The 19,857-nt window shown below is 71.6% G+C and carries 22 protein-coding genes and 1 riboswitch; of the genes, 1 reads left to right on the forward strand and 21 read right to left on the reverse strand.

Going from position 1 to position 19,857, the window contains the following annotated elements; all coding sequences use genetic code 11:
- Positions 1–34 precede the first annotated feature (34 nt).
- Entirely contained in the window at positions 35–967 is a 933-nt protein-coding gene (locus CF8_RS10815) for an aldose 1-epimerase family protein (RefSeq protein ID WP_010833159.1), read from the forward strand.
- Between the two features lies 1 nt (position 968).
- Here the strand turns inward: CF8_RS10815 and CF8_RS10820 are convergent, their stop codons facing one another.
- The 21 genes from CF8_RS10820 to CF8_RS23125 all read right to left on the reverse strand — a co-directional run.
- Entirely contained in the window at positions 969–2,246 is a 1,278-nt protein-coding gene (locus tag CF8_RS10820; RefSeq protein ID WP_010833160.1) for an esterase-like activity of phytase family protein, read from the reverse strand.
- Between the two features lie 51 nt (positions 2,247–2,297).
- A complete protein-coding gene (locus tag CF8_RS10825; RefSeq protein ID WP_010833161.1) occupies positions 2,298–2,738 on the reverse strand; it encodes a PH domain-containing protein in 441 nt (146 codons plus the stop codon).
- 13 nt (positions 2,739–2,751) lie between these two features.
- A complete protein-coding gene (gene hisG, locus CF8_RS10830; RefSeq protein WP_010833162.1) occupies positions 2,752–3,597 on the reverse strand; it encodes an ATP phosphoribosyltransferase in 846 nt (281 codons plus the stop codon).
- 19 nt (positions 3,598–3,616) lie between these two features.
- On the reverse strand, positions 3,617–3,880 hold the full coding sequence (locus CF8_RS10835) for a phosphoribosyl-ATP diphosphatase (RefSeq protein ID WP_036492870.1): 264 nt from the start codon (positions 3,878–3,880) through the stop codon (positions 3,617–3,619).
- A 61-nt stretch (positions 3,881–3,941) separates the two neighbouring features.
- A complete protein-coding gene (locus CF8_RS10840) occupies positions 3,942–4,490 on the reverse strand; it encodes a hypothetical protein (protein WP_010833164.1) in 549 nt (182 codons plus the stop codon).
- Positions 4,487–4,963: a 6,7-dimethyl-8-ribityllumazine synthase gene (gene ribH / locus CF8_RS10845; RefSeq protein WP_010833165.1), complete on the reverse strand. Its 477-nt coding sequence runs from the start codon at positions 4,961–4,963 to the stop codon at positions 4,487–4,489. The genes CF8_RS10840 and ribH overlap by 4 nt, the downstream gene beginning before the upstream one ends.
- Entirely contained in the window at positions 4,963–6,225 is a 1,263-nt protein-coding gene (locus tag CF8_RS10850) for a bifunctional 3,4-dihydroxy-2-butanone-4-phosphate synthase/GTP cyclohydrolase II (protein WP_010833166.1), read from the reverse strand. Before CF8_RS10850 ends, ribH begins: the two co-directional genes overlap by 1 nt.
- Positions 6,222–6,854 carry a riboflavin synthase gene (locus CF8_RS10855; RefSeq protein WP_010833167.1) on the reverse strand — a complete coding sequence of 211 codons (633 nt, stop codon included), beginning with the start codon at positions 6,852–6,854 and terminating at the stop codon, positions 6,222–6,224. The genes CF8_RS10850 and CF8_RS10855 overlap by 4 nt, the downstream gene beginning before the upstream one ends.
- Entirely contained in the window at positions 6,854–7,894 is a 1,041-nt protein-coding gene (ribD, locus tag CF8_RS10860; RefSeq protein ID WP_010833168.1) for a bifunctional diaminohydroxyphosphoribosylaminopyrimidine deaminase/5-amino-6-(5-phosphoribosylamino)uracil reductase RibD, read from the reverse strand. Before ribD ends, CF8_RS10855 begins: the two co-directional genes overlap by 1 nt.
- A gap of 66 nt (positions 7,895–7,960) precedes the next feature.
- A riboswitch (FMN riboswitch) is annotated at positions 7,961–8,090 on the reverse strand.
- 179 nt (positions 8,091–8,269) lie between these two features.
- Positions 8,270–8,686 carry an MmcQ/YjbR family DNA-binding protein gene (locus tag CF8_RS10865; protein WP_010833169.1) on the reverse strand — a complete coding sequence of 139 codons (417 nt, stop codon included), beginning with the start codon at positions 8,684–8,686 and terminating at the stop codon, positions 8,270–8,272.
- Positions 8,683–9,345 (reverse strand): ribulose-phosphate 3-epimerase, encoded by a 663-nt coding sequence (gene rpe, locus CF8_RS10870; protein WP_010833170.1) that lies wholly within the window; start codon positions 9,343–9,345, stop codon positions 8,683–8,685. The genes CF8_RS10865 and rpe overlap by 4 nt, the downstream gene beginning before the upstream one ends.
- 10 nt (positions 9,346–9,355) lie before the next feature.
- A complete protein-coding gene (gene ligD / locus CF8_RS10875) occupies positions 9,356–10,324 on the reverse strand; it encodes a non-homologous end-joining DNA ligase (protein ID WP_010833171.1) in 969 nt (322 codons plus the stop codon).
- A gap of 9 nt (positions 10,325–10,333) precedes the next feature.
- The gene (locus CF8_RS10880; protein ID WP_010833172.1) at positions 10,334–11,359 is read right to left on the reverse strand and encodes a hypothetical protein; all 1,026 of its coding nucleotides are present in this window, start codon (positions 11,357–11,359) and stop codon (positions 10,334–10,336) included.
- A gap of 127 nt (positions 11,360–11,486) precedes the next feature.
- Entirely contained in the window at positions 11,487–12,794 is a 1,308-nt protein-coding gene (locus CF8_RS10885; RefSeq protein WP_010833173.1) for an RsmB/NOP family class I SAM-dependent RNA methyltransferase, read from the reverse strand.
- Positions 12,787–13,203, reverse strand: coding sequence for an MmcQ/YjbR family DNA-binding protein (locus tag CF8_RS10890; protein WP_036490754.1), 417 nt, complete (start codon positions 13,201–13,203; stop codon positions 12,787–12,789). The genes CF8_RS10885 and CF8_RS10890 overlap by 8 nt, the downstream gene beginning before the upstream one ends.
- 34 nt (positions 13,204–13,237) lie before the next feature.
- Positions 13,238–14,071 carry a family 16 glycosylhydrolase gene (locus CF8_RS10895; RefSeq protein WP_156887208.1) on the reverse strand — a complete coding sequence of 278 codons (834 nt, stop codon included), beginning with the start codon at positions 14,069–14,071 and terminating at the stop codon, positions 13,238–13,240.
- Positions 14,072–14,112: 41 nt separating this feature from the next.
- Entirely contained in the window at positions 14,113–15,651 is a 1,539-nt protein-coding gene (locus tag CF8_RS10900) for an OFA family MFS transporter (protein WP_036490756.1), read from the reverse strand.
- 66 nt (positions 15,652–15,717) lie between these two features.
- Positions 15,718–16,659: a methionyl-tRNA formyltransferase gene (gene fmt / locus CF8_RS10905; RefSeq protein ID WP_010833177.1), complete on the reverse strand. Its 942-nt coding sequence runs from the start codon at positions 16,657–16,659 to the stop codon at positions 15,718–15,720.
- On the reverse strand, positions 16,659–17,204 hold the full coding sequence (def, locus tag CF8_RS10910) for a peptide deformylase (protein ID WP_036490758.1): 546 nt from the start codon (positions 17,202–17,204) through the stop codon (positions 16,659–16,661). The genes fmt and def overlap by 1 nt, the downstream gene beginning before the upstream one ends.
- Positions 17,205–17,291: 87 nt before the next feature.
- On the reverse strand, positions 17,292–19,310 hold the full coding sequence (locus tag CF8_RS10915; protein WP_010833179.1) for a primosomal protein N': 2,019 nt from the start codon (positions 19,308–19,310) through the stop codon (positions 17,292–17,294).
- Positions 19,311–19,450: 140 nt separating this feature from the next.
- Positions 19,451–19,857, reverse strand: a 407-nt coding sequence (locus tag CF8_RS23125) for a methionine adenosyltransferase domain-containing protein (RefSeq protein WP_036490760.1), incomplete at its 5' end; no start/stop codon positions are given.

Raw genomic sequence — 19,857 nt, forward strand, 5'->3', positions numbered from 1 at the left:
AACCTCCGTGGACAGAACACCTAGGGTGGGCGCCATGGTGTTTCCCTCTGGCGAGCAGTTCGAGATCGCGGCGGGCGGTTATCGCGCCGTGGTCACCGAGAGCGGCGCCGCGCTGCGCACGTTGTCGTACGCCGACCGCCCCCTCGTCGACGGCTTCGCGGTCGACGAGATGTCACCGGGAGGGCGCGGCCAGCTGTTGATGCCCTGGCCCAACCGGATCCGCGACGGCAAGTTCTCCTTCGGCGGGCGCGACCTCCAGCTGGCGCTCACCGAGCCGAAGCGCTCGAACGCCTCCCACGGGCTCGCGCGCTGGGCGGCGTGGACGCTGGAGGAGCACACCGCCAACTCGGTGTCGCTCGTGCTCCGCGTCATGGCCCAGACGGGCTATCCGTGGGCCGTGGACCTGCACGTGCTCTACGACCTGTCCGCCGACGGGCTGACCGTGACGCAGACCGCCACCAACCTCAGTGGCGAGGCGGCGCCGTACGCCTGCGGAGCGCACCCCTACCTGAGCGTCGGCGCCGCGAGGAACGGGGTGATCGACGACCTCGAGCTGACGTTGCCCGCCGGCACCCGCGTGCTCACCGACGACCGGCTGATCCCGACGGAGACCGTCCCGGTCGACGAGGAGCACGACTTCCGGACCGGCCGGGCGATCGGTGCGGTGCAGCTCAACGAGGCCTACGGCGACCTGGTCCGCGTCGACGGGGTCGCCACCACCACGCTGCGCGATCCGCGCGACGGGCACGGGGTGGCGCTGTGGGTCGACGACAAGATCCCGTGGCTGCTGCTCTACAGCGCCGACGACGTGCCGGGCAAGGAGCGCCGCTCGCTCGCGGTCGAGCCGATGACCGCCCCGGCCGACGCGTTCAACTCCGGCGTGGACCTGGTCACGCTCGCGCCCGCCGGCTCCCGCGGCGACGAGCTGTCCGTCACCTGGGGCATCCGGGCGCTCCCCGCCGAGTAGCTCAGCGCCCCGGCAGCAGCCGGCGGTCCACCTTCAGCGGCTCGGCGAGGGTGATCTCGACGTACTCGTTCTGGTCGGGCTCCGTGCTGGACCGGCCGCCGACCGCCGGGAAGTTGTTGTCGTTCATCACCGCGATGGCGCGCGCGTCGAGGATCTCGACGTCCTCGATGGTGAAGAACGGGAAGGTGAACGGGTCGCCGTACGGCGAGAGGCCAGCCGGGTTCGCGACGTCCATCAGGTCGACGAGCAGCCGCTTCTCGACGTAGCCGTCCTCGTCGGTGTCGCGCAGGTCGACCAGGTAGATCCGCTTGAACACGGCCTTCGCACCCGCCCCGTTGTCGCGCTCGATCACCAGCGCCTCGTGGTTGTTGACCTGGATGAAGTCGCCGAGCGCGTGGGCGGGGCTCTCCATCTCGTAGCGCAGGAACCCGTCGGCGTAGGCGCCGTTGCGGACGGTGTAGATCCGCAGGTCATGGTCGAGTCCCGCCGCCTTGTCCTCGGCCGTGGCCCCTTCGAGCATCGGCCGCAGGGTGGTGCCGTTGGGGCTGATCGCCAGGCCCTCGAAGCCCTTGGAGCTCGCGAGGTTGGGCACCGCGTCCCCGAGGGTCGGGTGTGAGGGACTCATGACGCCCGGGGTCGGGATCGGCGGCTCGATCAGCTCACCGGTGGCGTCGAGGTGCAGCAGGAAGGGCCCGAACTCCTCGCCGACCCAGAAGGTGCCGTCGTCGGCGACCTGCAGCGACTCCGGGTCGAAGTCCCAGCCCGTCAGCACCCGGTCGGCGTCCGGGCAGGCGTAGCCAGCCGGCAGGTCCTCGGCGTCCTCGCAGGCTCCGTCGCGCCAGATCGGCCACGGGATGTGGTGGTGCGGGTCGCTGAAGGTGAAGAGCGTCTCGTCGTACGTCGTCTCGCCGTCACCGTCCGCCGCGAAGGTCTCGGGGGTGATCCGGTGCACCGAGAGCAGGAAGTCGGCGCTGTTGGCCTTGGCACCGAAGCCGTTGTCGCTGAGCACCAGGAAGGAGCCGTCGCCCAGCGCGTGGGTGCCGGAGAAGCCCTGGACCGGCTGAGCGGCGTACGGCGCGGGGACGGCGGCGTTGCCCGACGTCCAGTGGCCGCTCGGCTCACTGTCCGCGACGTACGTCGCCGCGGGCAGCACCGACCAGGCCGACAGCGTGGCCCCGTCCGGTGCGACCGGCGAGCCCTCGGGGGCAGCGTGCGCCGGCAGGGCCGCGGCGGCGAGGGCGAGCGAGGAGAGCGCGAGGGCGCGAAGTCCGAGTGTCATGCGCGCACACCATCACCTCACGGTGACGCGGCGGTGACGGCGACGCGAAGTTCAGCGATCGATCAGCGCACGCAGGGTGCGGACCGCAGATCGCGCCCGGTCGCCGTCGGAGCCCTGGATCGCGAGCAGGGACGTCGTGCTGCCGTCGGCGAGGTCGATCGTCGCCCAGGGTGCGCCGACGGGCAGGTGGATCGAGATGATCTCGGCCCACTCGTAGTCGCGCCGCTTGTAGCCGTTGACCACCACCACGCCCGCCTCGGACGCCACGACCCGTGACCGGGCCAGGGCATAGCCGGCCACGGCGTAGAGCAGGCCGATGAACACGATCGTCGAGCGCTGGAACAGCGTGAACTTCGCCCGGATCTCGGGGTCGAAGCCGATCCACGCGAAGACGCACATCAGCACCAGCATCGCGCCGAAGAAGATCACCGCGATGCGCGCGCCGAAGGGGCGCCACGTGTGCGGCAGGGAGAGAGCGTCGGGCGCGGTCATGTGGGCGACGACGTCAGAGCCGGCAGGCGTGGATGTCGGTCAGCAAGATGGCGCGGGCGCCGAGGCCGTAGAGCTCGTCCATCAGCCGCTGGGAGCCGGCGCGCGGCACCATGACCCGCACGGCGACCCAGCCTGCCTTGCCGAGCGGTGAGATCGTCGGGCCCTCGAGCCCGGGCGCCAGTGCCGCGGCGCGGTCGAGGTTGGACTGCTCGATGTCGTAGTCCATCATCACGTAGCTGCGGGCGACCATGACGCCCTCGACCCGGCGCCGGAAGATCTCGAACTCAGCGTTCTGGGCGCCCTGGCGCGCGATCAGGACGGCCTCCGACTCGAGGATGATCTCCCCGAAGGTGGCCAAGCCAGCGGCCCGCAGCGTCGAACCGGTCTCCACGACGTCGGCGATGACGTCGGCGACACCGAGCTGGATGCTGGTCTCGACGGCGCCGTCGAGCCGGGTCACCGTGGCGTCGATGCCGCGCTCGGCGAGGAACGCCTCGACCACGCCGACGTAGGACGTGGCGATGCGCTTGCCGGCGAGCTGGTCGAGCGAGTCGTAGTGCCCGGCCGGACCGGCGAAGTGGAACTTCGAGCGGCCGAAGCCGAGCGCCATCGACTCGGTGGCGTGCGCGCCCGAGTCGAGCAGCAGGTCGCGGCCGGTGATGCCGACGTCGAGCGTGCCCTCACCGACGTACAGCGCGATGTCGCGGGGACGGAGGTAGAAGAACTCGACACCGTTGTCGGCGTCGATGAGCGCGAGCTCCTTGGAGTCGGTGCGCTGGCGGTAGCCGGCTTCACGCAGGATCTCGCTGGCGGCCTGGGACAGGGCGCCCTTGTTGGGTACGGCGATGCGGAGAGTCATCTCGGGAGGTACCGGCTTCTCAGAGGTGGGCGTAGACGTCGTCGAGGGTGAGTCCGCTGGCAAGCATCAGCACCTGTGCGTGGTAGAGCAGCTGGCTGATCTCGAGCGCCGTGGCGTCCTTGCCCTCGTGCTCGGCGGCCATCCAGGACTCGGCGGCCTCCTCGATCAGCTTCTTGCCGATCGCATGGATGCCGGCATCGAGCTGCTGGACGGTGCCCGAACCCTCGGGTCGGGTCGCGGCCTTCTCACTCAGCTCGGCCCAGAGCTCCTCGAACGTCTTCACGAGCAGCAAGCCTAGGCGCACACGCGCCTGCGCCCTGCCCCGGTCCGAGGACCGGCACCGCTCACCCCACGGGTTCGGGCTGGGTGCGCGCGTCGAGTGCGCCCAGCGCAGGATCCTTGCGGTTGCTCCACAAGAAGACGAGGAACCACGCGAAGAAGGCGAGCGCGAGCAGGACGACCACCGCTGCGGCCACCTGCGCGCCGTCTGCGGTGACCATGATCGAGCGACCCAGGGCAGACGACAGCAGGGCGGTCAGCGTCACCGCCAGGCCGATCCACCGCAGCAGGTTGGCGGTGCGCTGCACGTCCGACCGGTCAACGACCGCGCTGATGCCGGTGCACGTGCCGAAGACGAGGACCCCGATGACCAGGCTCTCCGCCGCGACGAGCCCCCGTCCCGCCTCGACGAGGAGCAGGGGGATGCCCAGCACGACCCCGAACGACGCGGCGACCGCCGCCGCGGTGAACCAGGGACTACGCCCGGCCAGCTTGGCGAGGCCGCCCAGCACGATGCCCCACCCGATCAGGTCCGGGATGAGGTCGAGCCCGTTGAACCGGAAGTCGTTGACGACCAGCAGCAAGCCCGCCACGACCATCCCGAGGGGCGTCATGCGCGTAGGTCCGCCAGGATCCGGGCTGTCTCGAGCACCGCGGACGTCGCCTCCCAGCCCTTGTCCTCCTTGGAGCCCTCCAGACCGGCTCGATCCAGCGCCTGCTGGTCGTCGTCGCACGTGAGCACGCCGAAGCCGATCGGCACCCCGGTGTCGAGTGCGACCCGGTTGAGCCCGTCGGTGGCGGCGGTGCAGACGTAGTCGAAGTGGGGGGTGCCGCCGCGGATCACGACGCCGAGCGCGACGACGGCGTCGTAGCCCTGCTTCGCGAGCGCGAGCGCCACGACGGGCAGCTCGAAGGTGCCGGGCACCCGCACGATCGTCGCGTCGGCGACCTGGTGGGCGGCAAGGGCACGCTCGGTGCCGGCCAGCAGGCCGTCCATCACCTCCGTGTGCCAGCTCGCGGCGACGACGGCGACCTTCAGGCCGGACGCGTCGAACGCACTCTGATCAGGGGCTCCGTGTCCACTCATTACTGGTGCAGCTCCTCAGTCATGACCTCCGGCAGGTCGGGCAGCAGGTGGCCCATCCGGTCGCGCTTGGTGCGCAGGTAGTCGATGTTGTCGTGGGTCGGGTGGATCGCCAGCGGCACGGTCTCGGGGACCTTGATCCCGAACTCCTCGAGGCTGGTGGTCTTGTCCGGGTTGTTGGTGAGCAGTCGCACCGACTCGATGCCGAGGTCGCGCAGGACCTGCGTGGCCGTGCCGTAGTGGCGGCCGTCCGCGGGCAGCCCGAGGTCGAGGTTGGCGTCGACGGTGTCGCGCCCGGCGTCCTGCAGCGCATAGGCCTGCAGCTTGGCGACGAGGCCGATGCCACGGCCCTCGTGGCCGCGGAGGTAGACCACCACTCCCCTGCCCTCGGCGACGATCTGCTTCATCGCCTCGTTGAGCTGCGGGCCGCAGTCGCACCGGTGGCTGCCGAAGACGTCGCCGGTGAGGCACTCGGAGTGCACGCGGGTCAGCACGGGCTCGGGGCCCGAGACGTCGCCGTACACCAGCGCGACGTGCTCGCTGTCGTCGATGGTGATGCGGTAGCCGTAGGCCGTGAACTCACCGTGGGCAGTGGGCAGGCGGGTCTCGGCGACACGCAGGACGTGCAGCTCATGGCGGCGGCGGTAGCGGACGAGGCCCTCGATCGAGATCATCGCGAGCCCGTGCTCGTCGGCGAAGGCCCGCAGCTCCGGGGCGCGCTTCATCGTGCCGTCGTCGTTGACGACCTCGACCAGGACGCCGGCAGGCGTCAGGCCGGCCAGCTTGGCCAGGTCGACGGCTGCCTCGGTGTGCCCGCGGCGTACGAGGACCCCACCCTCGCGGTAGCGCAGGGGGAAGACGTGGCCGGGACGGGTGAGCTCCCACGGCTCGGTGGCCGAGTCGGCCAGCACCTTCGCGGTGTGGGCGCGGTCCGCGGCGCTGATGCCGGTGCTGACGCCGTCGCGGGCGTCGACCGAGATCGTGTAGGCGGTGCGCAGCTTGTCCTTGTTGTGCGGCGTCATCAGCGGGATCTCGAGGCGCTCGAGCATGTCGCCGGGCATCGGCACGCAGATCACGCCGCTGGAGTGGCGGATGGTGAAGGCCATCAGCTCCGGGGTCGCCTTGGCCGCGGCGAAGATGATGTCGCCCTCGTTCTCGCGGTCCTCGTCGTCGACGACGATGACGGCCTTGCCGGCGGCGATGTCCGCGATGGCGCGCTCGACGCTGTCGAGCCGGATGGGTCCTGGGGTGGGTTCGGCGTTCATGCCTGGTCCTTCTCGTGGTTCGTGCTGAATCGGTCGAGGTAGCCGCCGACGAGGAGCTTCTCGACGTGCTTGGCGATCACGTCGAACTCGAGGTTGACGCGGTCACCGGGCTGGCGGGTGCCGAGGGTGGTGCGGGCGAGGGTCTCGGGGATCAGGCTCACGGTGAAGCTCGCGTCCTTCGCCTCGACGACGGTGAGGCTCACGCCGTCGACGGTGACCGAGCCCTTGTCGACGAGGTAGCGGCCGAAGTCGCCGGGGATCGAGATCTCCACGACCTCCCAGTGCTCGCTGGGTGTACGTCGCAGCACCTCCCCGACGCCGTCGACGTGGCCTTGCACGATGTGGCCGCCGAGGCGCCTCTCCACCGTCACGGCGCGCTCGAGGTTGACCGGGTCGCCCACCGTGACGCCGTGCAGGCTGGTCTTGTCGAGGGTCTCCTGCATGACGTCGGCGGTCCAGGTGCCGGCGTCGCTGGTCACGACGGTGAGGCAGCAGCCGTTGACGGCGATCGAGTCGCCCAGGCCGGTGCCCTCGAGGACGGTGGCGGCCCGGACGGTCAGGCGGATCGCGTCGCCCTGCTCCTCGACGGCCTCGATGGTGCCGAGCTCTTCGACGATGCCGGTGAACATCAGATCCCTTCCTTCGACGGGTGGAGGGTGAGGCGGACAGTCGCGTCGGCGCCCGTGCCGATGACGGACGCTCGCTTGAGGTGCCAGCGGAGCTGGTCGGTGACGGTGGTGATGCCGAGGTCGCCGACGGCGTTGAGGCCGGCCCCGAGGAAGGTCGGCGCGACATAGGCGTAGATCTCGTCGACGAGCCCGGCCTTGAGGAAGGCCGCGGCCAGCGTGGGGCCGCCTTCGAGCCACACGTGGACCCGGCCCTGGTCGCGGAGCTGGCGCAGCGCCTTCGCCGGGTCGCGGGTGACGAGGTGCTTGGCCTCGCCCGGGGCGTCGAAGATCCGGCTGTCGGCGGGGACGTCGCGCTCGCCCATGACGACGCGCAGCGGCTGGTGCTCGACGGGCTCGTCGACCTCGTCACGGACGGTGAGCTGCGGGTCGTCGATGAGGACCGTGCCGGTGCCGACGAGGAGGACGTCGCACTCCGCACGCAGGGTGTGGGTGTCGCGGCGGGCGTCGGCACCGCTGATCCAGCGGCTGGTGCCGTCGGCGGCGGCGCTGCGGCCGTCGAGGGTGGTCGCGAACTTCCAGGTCACGAACGGGCGCTCGTTCTCCACGGCGAAGGTCCAGGCGCGGTTGATCCCACGGGCGACCGGCTCCATCACCCCGGCCTCGACCTCGATGCCGGCCGCGGTGAGCGCCGCTGCTCCCCCGGCGGCCTCCGGGTTGGGGTCGCGCTGGGCGAAGACGACGCGGCGCACGCCCGCCGCGATCAGCGCCTCGACGCAGGGACCGGTGCGGCCGGTGTGGTTGCAGGGCTCGAGCGTGACGACGGCCGTCGCCCCGCGGGCCGCCTCGCCGGCCTCGGTCAACGCTGCGACCTCGGCGTGCGGCGTACCGGCACCGCGGTGGAAGCCCTCCGCGATCTCCACACCCTCGGCGTCGAGCAGCACGCAGCCGACCCGGGGGTTGGGCCCGAGCGGCACGCCCGGCGTCGCCGCGAGCGTCAGCGCGCGGCGCATCGCAGCCTGCTCGGCTGGTGTCGTGGTCATCGCTACCCCTCATGTCCGAAAAATGGACTCCGGGGTGCGGGCGCGAGCGTCGTGACGACGTCCACGCTGCGTGATCTTCTCATCCGGACTTTGACCGTCGGTCCAGGAATTGCACCTGGTCAACCGGCCACCGGCTGTGGCCGGGTCGCGGACTTTCACCGCCGGTGCGGATTTCCACCGCCCCCAGAGCACGCTCTTGCTGGGTCGAACTCTGCCACAACGCCCGACATTCCCGCGCGGGTGTCCGGGTGTGACGTCGGCGACGCCGGTGACCGGGGGTGAGAACCCCGGCTGATCTGCCAACTGAAGGCAGTTCGCCGGCGCCACCACCGAGGTGAGCGTGGACCCGGCGCTGGCCGAGGCCAACTGCATGCGTTACGAGCTGTCCAGGTCGTGCTCGCGCAGCCAGGTCTGCCCACGCCGGGCGGAAGCCTGGGCCAGCCACGCGTCCTGGACCAGCTCGACGATCTCGTCGCGGGACACCTCGCCGACCCGGGAGGCCCGGAGCAGGACGGACGGGTGGCCGTCGAAGTGCGGGGTCGTGAAGAAGGGCGTCGTCTCGTCCTGCACGAGGGCGAGCTTGTCCCCCTCGGACCCGACCCAGAAGACGATGACGTCGTCGTAGCGCTCCCCCGTCGCCGGGTCGAATGCGTCGGGCCGCGGGGTCCGGAAGAACACGAACGACTTGGAGCCCACTTGGTAGACGGGCCGTGGGCCCGGCTTGGCGACGGTGACGTGCGGCATCCCCAGCGCTGTGGCGTGGATGTCGTCGACCGTGGCCCGTTTGCTCACGTCAGCGCGGCCTCGGCCTTCGCCTTCAGCTCGCGCACCATCGCGTCGGGGTCGGCGGCGGAGTAGACGGCGCTGCCCGCCACGAACACGTCGGCGCCTGCCTCAGCACAGCGCTCGATCGTCTCCAGGCTGACGCCGCCGTCGACCTGGAGCCAGGTCTCGACGCCGTGCTTGCGCATCAGCGCCCGCGCCGTACGGATCTTGGGCAGGCACAGGTCGAGGAACTTCTGGCCGCCGAAACCGGGCTCCACGGTCATGATCAGCACCATGTCGAGCTCGGGCAGCAGGGCTTCGTAGGGCTCGATCGGCGTGGCGGGCTTGAGGGCCATGCTCGCGCGTGCGCCCTGGTTGCGGAGCTCGCGGGCCAGCCGGATCGGGGCCTTCGTCGACTCGACGTGGAAGGTGACACTGCTGGCCCCGGCCTCGGCGTAGAGCGGCGCCTGGGTGTCGCAGTCCTCGATCATCAGGTGCGCGTCGAGCGGGATGTCGGTGGACCTGCTGAGCGCCTCGATCATCGACGGCCCGAAGGTCAGGTTGGGCACGAAGTGGTTGTCCATGATGTCGACGTGCACCCAGTCGGCACTGCCGATCCTGCCGATCTCCTCCCCCAGCTTGGCGAAGTCGGCGTTGAGGATGGACGGCGTGATCTGGATTCCCACGGGCGTCAGCCTAGGGGCCGGCGGTTTCGGGGTCGGCGGGCGGCTCGGCACCCGCGGCCTCGTCCCGCTCGGCCCACTCCAGCAGCGGTGCGATGTCGAAGACCTCGTTGTCGATCCCGCCGTGCAGGTCGCCGATCTCGGCGAAGCGGGCGGGCATGGTGAAGATCGTGAAGTCGTCGGGCTCGCAGGCGTCGATCTCGTCCCACCGCACCGGCGCGGAGACGCGGGCGTTGGCGACGCCACGGACGGAGTAGGCGGCGGCGATCGTGTGGTCGCGGGCGTTCTGGTTGTAGTCCACGAACAGCTGGTCGGGCGAGCGGTCCTTGCGCCACCAGGCGGTGGTCACCTCCCCGCCGGCGCGGCGCTCGACCTCGCGGGCGAAGGCGAGGGCGCCGCGGCGTACGTCCTGGAAGCCGTGGTCGGGCTTGATCCGGACGTAGACGTGCAGCCCGGAGCCGCCGCTGGTCTTCGGGAAGCCGACGGCACCGAGGTCGTCGAGGACCTCGTGGGAGATGTGCGCGACCCGCTGGACGGTCTCCCAGTCGCACTCGGGTCCCGGGTCGAGGTCGATGCGCCACTCGTCCGGCGACTCGGTGTCGGCGCGGCGGCTGTTCCAGGGGTGGAACTCGACCGTCGACATCTGCACCGCCCAGATGACGCTGGCCAGCTCGGTGACGCAGAGCTCGTCGGCGGTGCGGTTCCAGCGCGGGAAGTGCAGGCGGACGGTCTCCACCCACGGCGGCGCGCCGGCGGGGATCCGCTTCTGGTGCACCTTGTCGCCGGCGAGCCCCTTCGGGAACCGGTGCAGCATGCAGGGCCGGTCGCGCAGCGCGTTGACGATCCCGTCGCCGACGGCGAGGTAGTAGTCCACCAGGTCGAGCTTGGTGGCGCCGGACTCCGGGAAGTAGACGCGGTCGGGGTTGCTCACCCGGACTACGCGGTCGTCAACCTCGATCTCGGTGCTGGGTGAGGTCGCCATGACCGAACCCTAGCCAGCGGTGGCGGCCGTCGGGCTCTGCTCGGGGGCGGGGGTGGGTGCCTGCGACGGCGGCTCGCTCGGAGCAGGCGTGACGGTCACCAGCACGACGTCGCTGGTGCCCGCGTCGGCGTACTCGCTCTCGGGACGCAGCCAGCGGAGCTCCTGCGTCTCGGTCACGGTGACGGTGGCGCGCGACGAGCCGTCGGGGCCCATGTAGGTCAGTGGCGACACGTCGGTCCACTCGGCTGCCCCGGGCGCGCGCGCCTGGAGGACCAGCGGGTCACCGGTGACCCGGCCGCTGCCGTCGGTCACCGAGCCGGCCACGGTGAGCTGCTCCCCGGCCGCCAGTCCCGGCGCGGACGTGGTGATCGAGGTCGCGAGCGTGAGCCCCTCGAAGTCCCACACGCGGCCGTTGCCGCGGATCGCGTCGACGTTGAAGCTGTTGCCGTCGCAGCCGAAGCCGGTCACGACATAGCCGGCGCCGTCGCCGTGCCGTGCCACGAACTCGGCGGGCGTGGCGCTCTCCACGGCCGTGGCCATGCCTGTCGTGAGGTCGACCAGGTGCCACTCGTGGGTCAGGCTCGCGGTGTCGACGTGCTGCCAGGTCGCGGGCGGGACCGCCAGCGGGGCCCGGCCACGCCAGGCGTGCCCGGCCGGCGCGTCGAGGGACGTGACCCAGATGTAGGAGGCGCCCGTGGTGCCGCTCTCGGAGCGGACGTCGACGGCCGCGCCGAGGGCCGCCATCGAGAGGAACGAGATCGTCGGACCGGCAGCGGTGCCGGGTCCCGCCGGCACGAGACCGAAGCTGCGGCGCCCGAGCGGCGCCGCGTCGGGGCCGCGGTTGATCCGCGTCGAAGGCGCGGTGGCCGGGCCACCGATGGCGTCGCAGCCGACGTAGGTGAGGTGCATCCCGTCGAGCGGTGAGCCTGGTCCCGTCAGGGTCTGGACGGCGGAGTCGTCTGCGTGTGCAGGCGTGACGGCCAGTGCTGAGAGCAGGGCCGCAGCGATGACTGCGACTCGTCGACGATGTTGCACCGATTGACTCGATCCCCTATGTGCCGATCACCTCGATCGGTCCCCCGCAGCCCATCATCCACACGAATCGCCCGGGAGGGAACAGGTGACCCCTCAATGTAGGTACGGAGAACACTCAGAGGCGGGTTCAGAGGCGGCGGATGGTGGCGATGAACATCGCATCGGTGCCGTCGCGGTGCGGCCACAGCTGCCGCGTGCTCTCGAGCTGCGCGTCGCTGCGCCCGGTCAGGACGGCTTGCACCACACCTGTCGTCTCGGCGAGCACCGGCGAGCAGGTCGCGTAGACGACCACGCCGCCCGGGCGTGCGGAGGCGATCGCGTTCGCCAGCAGCGCTCGCTGCAGGGGCACGAGCACGTCCAGGTCCTGGGGGGTACGGCGCCATCGCGACTCCGGCCTCCGGCGCAGCGCGCCCAGCCCGGAGCACGGAGCGTCCACCAGCACCCGGTCGAAGGTGTCCGCGCGCCACGGCGGGCGGGTGCCGTCACCGGTGACGACGCCGCTCAGCCCGACCGACGCCGCGCGGGTGCCCCGGGCGACCAGGCGTGCGCGGTGCTGCTGGAGCTCGTTGGCGAGCACGCGGGCCCCGCGTTGTCCGGCGAGCGCGGCGAGCAGGGCGGCCTTGCCACCCGGCCCGGAGCACACGTCCAGCCAGCGCTCGTCGCGTCCCTCGAGCCCGGCATCGGCCAGTGCCAGCGCCACCAGCTGGGAGCCCTCGTCCTGCACGCCCGCGCGACCCTCGGCCACCGCGGGGACGGCCGACGGGTCGCCGCCGGCCAGCTCGACGGCGTACGGCGACAAGGTGCCGCGCACCCCGCCAGCCGCGACCAGCTCGTCGACGGTCGAGAGACCCGGACGGGCCACGAGCATCACCTTCGGGGCGGCGTTGTCGGCCGCCAGCAGGGCGGGCAGCTCGTCGGCCGAGCCCAGCGCCTCGCCCAGCGCCTCGACGACCCAGCGCGGGTGGGAGTGTGCGATGGAGGCAAAGCCGACCGGGTCCCGTGCAGGGTCGGGCGCCACCTGCTGGATCCAGGCCTCGAGGTCGTGGGCGCTCACCTTGCGGAGCACCGCATTGGTGAAGCCGGCCGGCCCGACGCCGATCCGGGCGCGGACCAGGTCGACGCTGGTGCTGATCGCGGCATGGTCCGGCACGCGCATCGAGAGGAGCTGGTGCACCCCGAGACGCAACGCGTCGCGCACCTTGGCCTCGAGCTTCGGCTTGGTCAGGCAGGCGTCGATGATCGCGTCGTAGGTCCCCTGCCAGCGGATCGTGCCGGACACCAGCTCGGTCGTGAAGGCGGCGTCACGCCCGACCAGCTTGTGCTCGGCCAGCACCTGCGGGAGCGCGAGGTTGGCGTAGGCGTCGTCGAGTCGCACGGCCTTGAGCACGTCGTAGGCGGCGAGTCGTGAGGGATCAACCCGGTTGTCCTTAGCCATCGGCGAGGAACTCCTTGACCAGTCGTCGGGGTGCGACCGCCAGCCACGCCTCGTGGATCACCTCGGTGAGCTCGTCGAGGGTCAGCTCCCCGAGGCGCGACTGCTGGACGAGCACCGCTGAGGTGTTGCGGAAGTGGTCGATGGTGAAGAACGGCGTCGAGCCGTCCTCCACGAGGGCCGCCTTGTCGGCCGGGCCGGCCGTACGGATGACCAGCAGGTCGTCGTACAGCTCCCCTGTGGATGGATCGACGGCGCTCTTGTGGGGGTGGCGGTAGAGCACGAACCCCCGGCCCTTCTCACCGCGCGGGACCTTCCACGTGGGCACGTCACCCCACGTGGTGCCGAGCTCCGTGCCCGGCAGCGCGGCACAGATCGCGTCCACGTCGTCGGGTCGGGCGGGCCTGGTCACGAGACGCGAGCCTAGACCCGGCTCGGCGGCGGCTTCAGCAGGCCTTGTTGTAGACGCCTGGGCGGGTGGGCGGCGCGTCGACGGGCTGCAGGTTGGGGGCCTCGAGGCTCCAGTGCCGCACCCAGTCCATCTGCATGCGGCTGATGTTCATGGTGCGCTCGCCCTTGGCCTGCATCGTGAACCGCACCGTCAGCGGGACACCGGAGAGCAGGTCGTCACGTCGCTCGGTGAAGACCACGTGCGCGTCGATGAACCAGGAGATCCGCTCGCGCGTCACCTCGACGGCGTAGGTGTGCCACCGGTCGCGGCCGAGGTCCATGGGGTGGCTGCCCTTGTAGGCGACGTTGGGCAGGGTGCGGGCGTAGACGTGGGCCGCCTTGCCGTGGGGGGTGTAGCTCGTGAGCGCGATGTTGCGGCCGCCGCAGTTCTCCTCGGCGCCCCCGGCCGGGACGAGCTCGGCGAGCACGCGGTAGCGGGCGTCGCCACGGCCGTACTGCCGGCTCCGCAGCCGCGTCTCCCAGCGACCCACCTCCGCGCCGGCGCCGGCCAGCGTCGCGCGGACGGTGCCCTTGCTGGTGGCGTTGAGCGTCAGCATGCCGTTCTGGTGCCACACCTGGCCGGGGCCGTCGGCGACCCACTGCGGGCCCATCTGACCGGTGTACGGCGCCTCGAACTCCTCGCGCCACACGATGCCGCGGTTCCACCAGCCGAAGGTGCTGGCGGCGTTGATCGGGCCTGGCTCGGCACCTGCGTGGTCGGCCTGGGCAGGCGCACCCGTCAGCACGGGGCTGAGCAGGGAGGCGAGCACGGCTCCGGCCAGGGCAGCAGCTGCGCGACGGGGTCGGACAAGTGACAACGGGGAGCTCATGGGCACCGACCGTACGCGGTGGGGCCGGGACCGACGCAAGTTCACGAAACCAGCTTCAGCGCTGTCGTGAAGGTCTGGAACACGCCGTACGCCAACAAGATGCCGACCACGGACCAGGCCAGCACCAGGCGGACCACGCTGGCGTCGGTCGATGACGTCGCGTCGGCGGCCTCGCTCGCGGCCTCGTCGGCCTCCCGGGCGAGAGCGTGGCGCGTCATGTCCTCGTGGAACTTCGCCGCCACCGGGCGGACCAGCAGGTTGGCGACGAAGCCGACCGTCAGCACACCGACCATCGTGAACAACGCGGGCCGGTAGGCGTCGGCGTCCAGTGTCCCGGCGCCGCCGGCACTGTCGAGGAACCGGTTGATGATGAGCGGCCCGGCCACGCCTGCGGCCGACCAGGCGGTGAGGAGCCGGCCGTGGATGGCACCGACCTGGAAGACCCCGAACAGGTCGCGGAGGTAGGCCGGCACCGTGGAGAACCCGCCGCCGTAGAAGGAGATGATCATCGCCGCCAGGAGCACGAACACGGCCGTCGAGGAGGAGCCGGTGAGGGCGAGCAGGACGTAGAGCACGATGCCGAGGCCGAGGTAGAGCATGTAGATCGGCTTGCGACCGATCACGTCGGACGTGCTGGACCACACGAAGCGCCCTGCCATGTTGAACAGCGACAGCACGCCGACGAACCCGCCGGCCGCGGCGACGCTGACGCTGGAGGTCTCGCCGTCGCGGAAGAAGTCCTGGATCATCGGGCTGGCCTGCTCGAGGATGCCGATGCCGGCGGTCACGTTGCAGAACAGCACGGTCCACAGCAGCCAGAACTGCGGCGTGCGGATCGCGTTGGCGGCCGAGACGTCGTCGGTGGTGACGAGCGCCTTCGTCTTCACCGTCGACGGGTCGAACCCGGCCGGCTTCCAGCCCGGTGCCGGCACCCGGATGTTGGCGACACCGATCATCATGATGGCGAAGTAGGCCAGGCCCAGCGTCACGAAGAGCAGGGTGAGCGCGTGCCCGCCGGCCAGCGAGGCCGGGTCAGCCGAGTCGTAGGACGGGTCGTAGAACGAGAGCAGCTGGCGCGAGGCCGGCGATGCGACCATCGCGCCGCCGCCGAAGCCCATGATCGCCATCCCCGTGGCCAGGCCGGGACGGTCGGGGAACCACTTGATCAGCGTGGAGACGGGCGAGATGTAGCCGATGCCGAGGCCGATGCCGCCGATCACGCCGTATCCGAGGTAGAGCAGCCACAGCTGCGAGGTGGCGATGCCTGCGGCGCCCACCAGGAAGCCGGTGGCCCAGCAGCAGGCGGCGGTGAACATCGCCATCCGCGGACCCACCCGGTCGACCCAGGTGCCGAAGAGCGCGGCGCTCAGACCGAGCATCACGATCGCGATCGAGAACACGATGCCGATCGCGGTCTGCGACGCCTCGAAGTGCTCGATCAGCGAGTTCTTGTAGACGCTGGTGGCGTAGGCCTGGCCGATGCACAGGTGCACGGCGAGAGCGGCCGGCGGGATGAGCCAGCGGTTGTAGGAGTGGGATGCCACGGTGTGGCGCCTGTCCAGGAATTCGAGCGTTGCCACGTGTGACCTCCGAGATGGTGGGCGTCCGGGGAGGTTAACGCGCAGGTGGTTGAAGGGTGACGCACCTCACCCCACGGGGTGAGGGGTCAACCGTGCTCCCGCTGGCACCGTGACGCCACGCGCCCAGTCGGCGGCGCGCATCTGCTTCTTGCCGAAGGCCTTGACCTCACCGAGCTCGACAGGATGCGTCGCGGTGCCGACGAAGACGGCGTTCTTGGTGACGTCGAGGACACCGGGGTCGAGGCGCTCGCGCTCGGACGCGACGGTGACGGCGCCGATCTTGAAGCGCTCGCCCTCCCACGTGCTCCAGGCTCCGGGACCGGGCGTGCAGGCGCGCACCTGGCGGTCGATGCGCTCGGCGGTGTCCGTCCAGTCGATCTCGGCGTGCTCGACCAGGATCTTCGGCGCGAAGGTGACGCCCTCGGCGGGCTGGTCGCGGGCCTCGAGCGACCCGTCGGCGATGCCGTCGAGGGTGCGGACGAGCAGCTCGGCGCCGCCCTCGGCCAGTCGGCCGAGCAGGTCGCCGGCCGTGTCGGTCGGGCGGATCCGCTCGGTCATCACGCCGAACGTCGGACCCGCGTCGAGCTCCTTCACGATCCGGAACGTCGTCGCGCCGGTCATGTCGTCACCGGCCCAGATCGAGTGCTGCACGGGCGCGGCACCACGCCAGGCCGGCAGGATCGAGAAGTGCAGGTTGATCCAGCCGTGCTCGGGGATGTCCAGCGCGGACTGCGGCAACAGGGCGCCGTACGCCACGACCGGGCAGACGTCGGGCCGGAGCTCCTTGAGCGCTGTCTGGAACTCGGGGTCGCGCGGATGCACCGGCTTGAGCACGGGCACGCCGAGCTCCTCGCCGCGCAGCCCCACGGGACTCGCGACCAGCTTGCGGCCGCGACCGGAGGGGGCGTCGGGGCGGGTGACCACGCCGACGACCTCGTGGCCCGAGGCGACCAGGGCGTCCAGGGCGGGTACGGCGACGTCGGGCGTGCCAGCGAAGACGACGCGCATCACAGGCCGAACCCGAGGGTGCTGTGCGGGCTGACCTTGACGGTCGGTCGCTCGAGGCCGAACCAGTCGGACTCGCGGATCTCCTTCATCGCGGCCTTGCGGGCGGCCGTGTCGAGCTTGTCGATGAACAGGATCCCGTCGAGGTGGTCGGTCTCGTGCTGGATCGCGCGGGCGAGCAGGTCGGATCCCTCGATGCGGAGCGGTTCGCCGTACATGTCGAAGCCGGAGGCGACGACCGAGAGCGCGCGCAGGCACTCGTAGGTGAGCTCCGGCAGGCTGAGGCAGCCCTCGGCGCCTTCCTGCGTCTCGTCGCTCAGCGAGAGCTCCGGGTTGATGAGGTGGCCGAGCTGGCCCTCGACGTTCCAGGTGAACACACGCAGGCCGACACCGATCTGCGGCGCAGCGAGGCCCGCACCTGGAGCCGCGAGCATCGTGTCGGTCAGGTCCTGCACGAGCGTGCGGATCTCCTTGTCGAACGCGTCGACCTCGATCGCCCGCTTGCGCAGGATCGGGTCGCCGAACAATCGGATGGGCTGGACGGCCACGTGGTGCTTCTCCTCGGTCGGAAGGCACCAATGCTAGAGGCGCCCACCCATCGCTCGCGCATCAGCGGCCCACTCGATCACGCGCGCTCAGATCACCAGCGGGTCGACCTGGATCCGGACCGCGTCGAGCTTGCGGGCGCTCCGCACGCGCTGGAGCTCTCCCAGCGCAGCCGTCAACGCGGGTCCGGAGGCGAGCGGCACACGTATCACGGCGCGCTGCTCGTCCCTGGCGTTGCCCACGGGCACCGGCCCCAGCAGGTCGGCCACCTCCGGCAGGTCGAGCAGCGTCAGCGCATCGTCGAGCGGGCCCGGCTCCCCCGTGATCGTCGCAAGCCGGGCAGCAGGCGGCAGGTGGGTCTGGGACCGGTCGGCCAGCTCGCGCTCGGCGAAGCCTGCGGGGTCCCAGCGCACCAGGGCCTGCAGGACCGGCAGGGCCGGGTCGCCGACGACGACCACCCGTCCCCCGGGCCGGACCAGGCCGGCGGCGCCGAGCCAGCGGCGCAGGGCCTCCTCGTTGGCACGCAGGTCCTCGCGGGCCACGGTCAGCCAGGTGTCGAGGATGACGACGGCGGCGTAGCCACCGTCGGCGGGCGGCTCGGCCCCCACCGTCGCGACGACGATGTCGGGGCGGCTCGAGACGCCGGCGAGCACCCGGTCGCTGCTCGAGCTGCGGATCGTGGTGCCGGCGAAGGAGCGACCCAGCTCCTCGGCCGTGCGCGCCTCGCCGCGCACCGGAGCCCGGAGCCCGCGGTGTCCGCACTCCCGGCACGCCCACGCGGGGTCGGCCGTCCCGCACCACCGACAGGTCGGAGGTGTGGTCGGTCCGGTCAGCACCAGCGGCCCGGCACAGGCCGCGCAGCGGGCGGGGGTGCGGCAGCGCTCGCACGCGAGCGAGGGGGCATAGCCGGCCCGCGGGGTCTGCACCAGGACGGGCCCGCTCGTCAGGCCCTCACGGATGACCTCGTAGGCCGCCCGTGGCACCCGCGAGCCGACCGCCCGGTCCTCGGCCGGCACCACGTCGACCCGGGCCCGCGCACGGACGACGGCCCGGTCGGATGCGAGCTCGTGGGCCCAGCCGCTGCGGAGCAGCAGCAGGCTCTCGCAGGTGCGGGCGAACCCCGCGACGAGCATCGCTGTCCCCTGCTGGGCAGCGCGCATCGCGAGCACCTCCCGGACGTGGGGGTACGGCGCCCGCGGCTCTGCGTGCAGGTCGTCCCCGTCGTCCCAGATCACCACCAGGCCCAGGTCGTGCACCGGCGCGAGCGCCGCCGAGCGGGTCCCGACCACGACCCTGCGTGCGCCCCTCGACACCGCCAGGAACTCGCGGTAGCGCTTCGCAGGACCTGCCTCAGCGGTCAGCACGACGTGCTGGTCGGGGCCGAGGACGGCGTCGAGCGCCGACGAGACCCGCTCGGCGTCGCGCTGGTCGGGAACGCAGATCAGCGACCCCCGGTCGCTGGCGAGCGTTGCGGCGACGCCGTGCGCCAACATCGCCGGCCAGTCCTCGCCGGGAGCGGCGGTCCACACCGCGCGGGGCGCTGCCCCGGCGCCGAGATGGGCGAGGAACGTCGCTCCGTGCACGACGTGCTGCCACGCCTCCGGATCGGGCGTGGCGGTCGTGGTCGGGCTCGGCGGCGTGGGCTCCTTCTCCGTGGCGGCGTGCCGCGGCGGCACGGCCAGCCGCAGGACGTCGGCTCGCGCACCGGCGTACCGCTCTGCGATGCCGGCCGTCAGCGCAGCCACCTCGGGATGCAGGACCGGCTCCGCGCTCACGACGCGTCGCAGGGGCTGCAGGCGGCCGTGGTGGTCGCTGGTGGCCCCGCGCTCGAGCACGAACCCGTCGACGTCCTGGCCGGCGAAGCGCACCTTGACCCGCGCTCCGGGCACGGCCGTGGCTGCGTCCTTGGCGGGCACGGCATAGTCGAACGGGCGGTCGAGATGGGCGAGCGGGACGTCGACCAGCACCCGCGCCACGGGATCGACCTCGGCGGGCTCGAACTCCGCGGCCTTGCGCGCCCGCGTCGCCGCGGCCTTGGCCTTCGCGTCGGTCACGGACGCACGCAGGCCGGGCAGCATGTCCGCTGTCCCGGCCTCGTGGTTGGTCATGGGGCGCATTCAATCAGCGGCCACCGACAATGCCCGGAGCGGCCAACTGGTTGGCCAACTCTTGCGCCTCTTGGCCGTTGCAACGGCCTGTCTGTGCGGGAGTCCCCGCCTAAGCGGGGACTCCTGCATCAAAGAACCTCTCAGGCGCCGGCGGCAGCCTTGAGCTTCTCGGCGCGGTCGGTGGTCTCCCACGTGAACTCGGGCAGCTCGCGACCGAAGTGTCCGTACGCCGCGGTCTTGGCGTAGATCGGGCGGAGCAGGTCGAGGTCGCGGATGATCGCGGCGGGTCGCAGGTCGAAGACCTCGAGGACGGCCTGCTGGATGGCCTCGTCGGGGACGATGCCGGTGCCGAAGGTCTCGATGAAGACACCCACGGGGGCGGCCTTGCCGATGGCGTAGGCGACCTGGGCCTCGCAGCGACGGGCGAGCCCGGCGGCCACGACGTTCTTGGCGACCCAGCGCATGGCGTAGGCGGCCGAGCGGTCGACCTTCGAGGGGTCCTTGCCGGAGAACGCGCCGCCACCGTGGCGAGCCATGCCGCCGTAGG

Source organism: Nocardioides sp. CF8, from assembly GCF_000389985.1.
Taxonomy (GTDB): domain Bacteria; phylum Actinomycetota; class Actinomycetes; order Propionibacteriales; family Nocardioidaceae; genus Nocardioides; species Nocardioides allogilvus.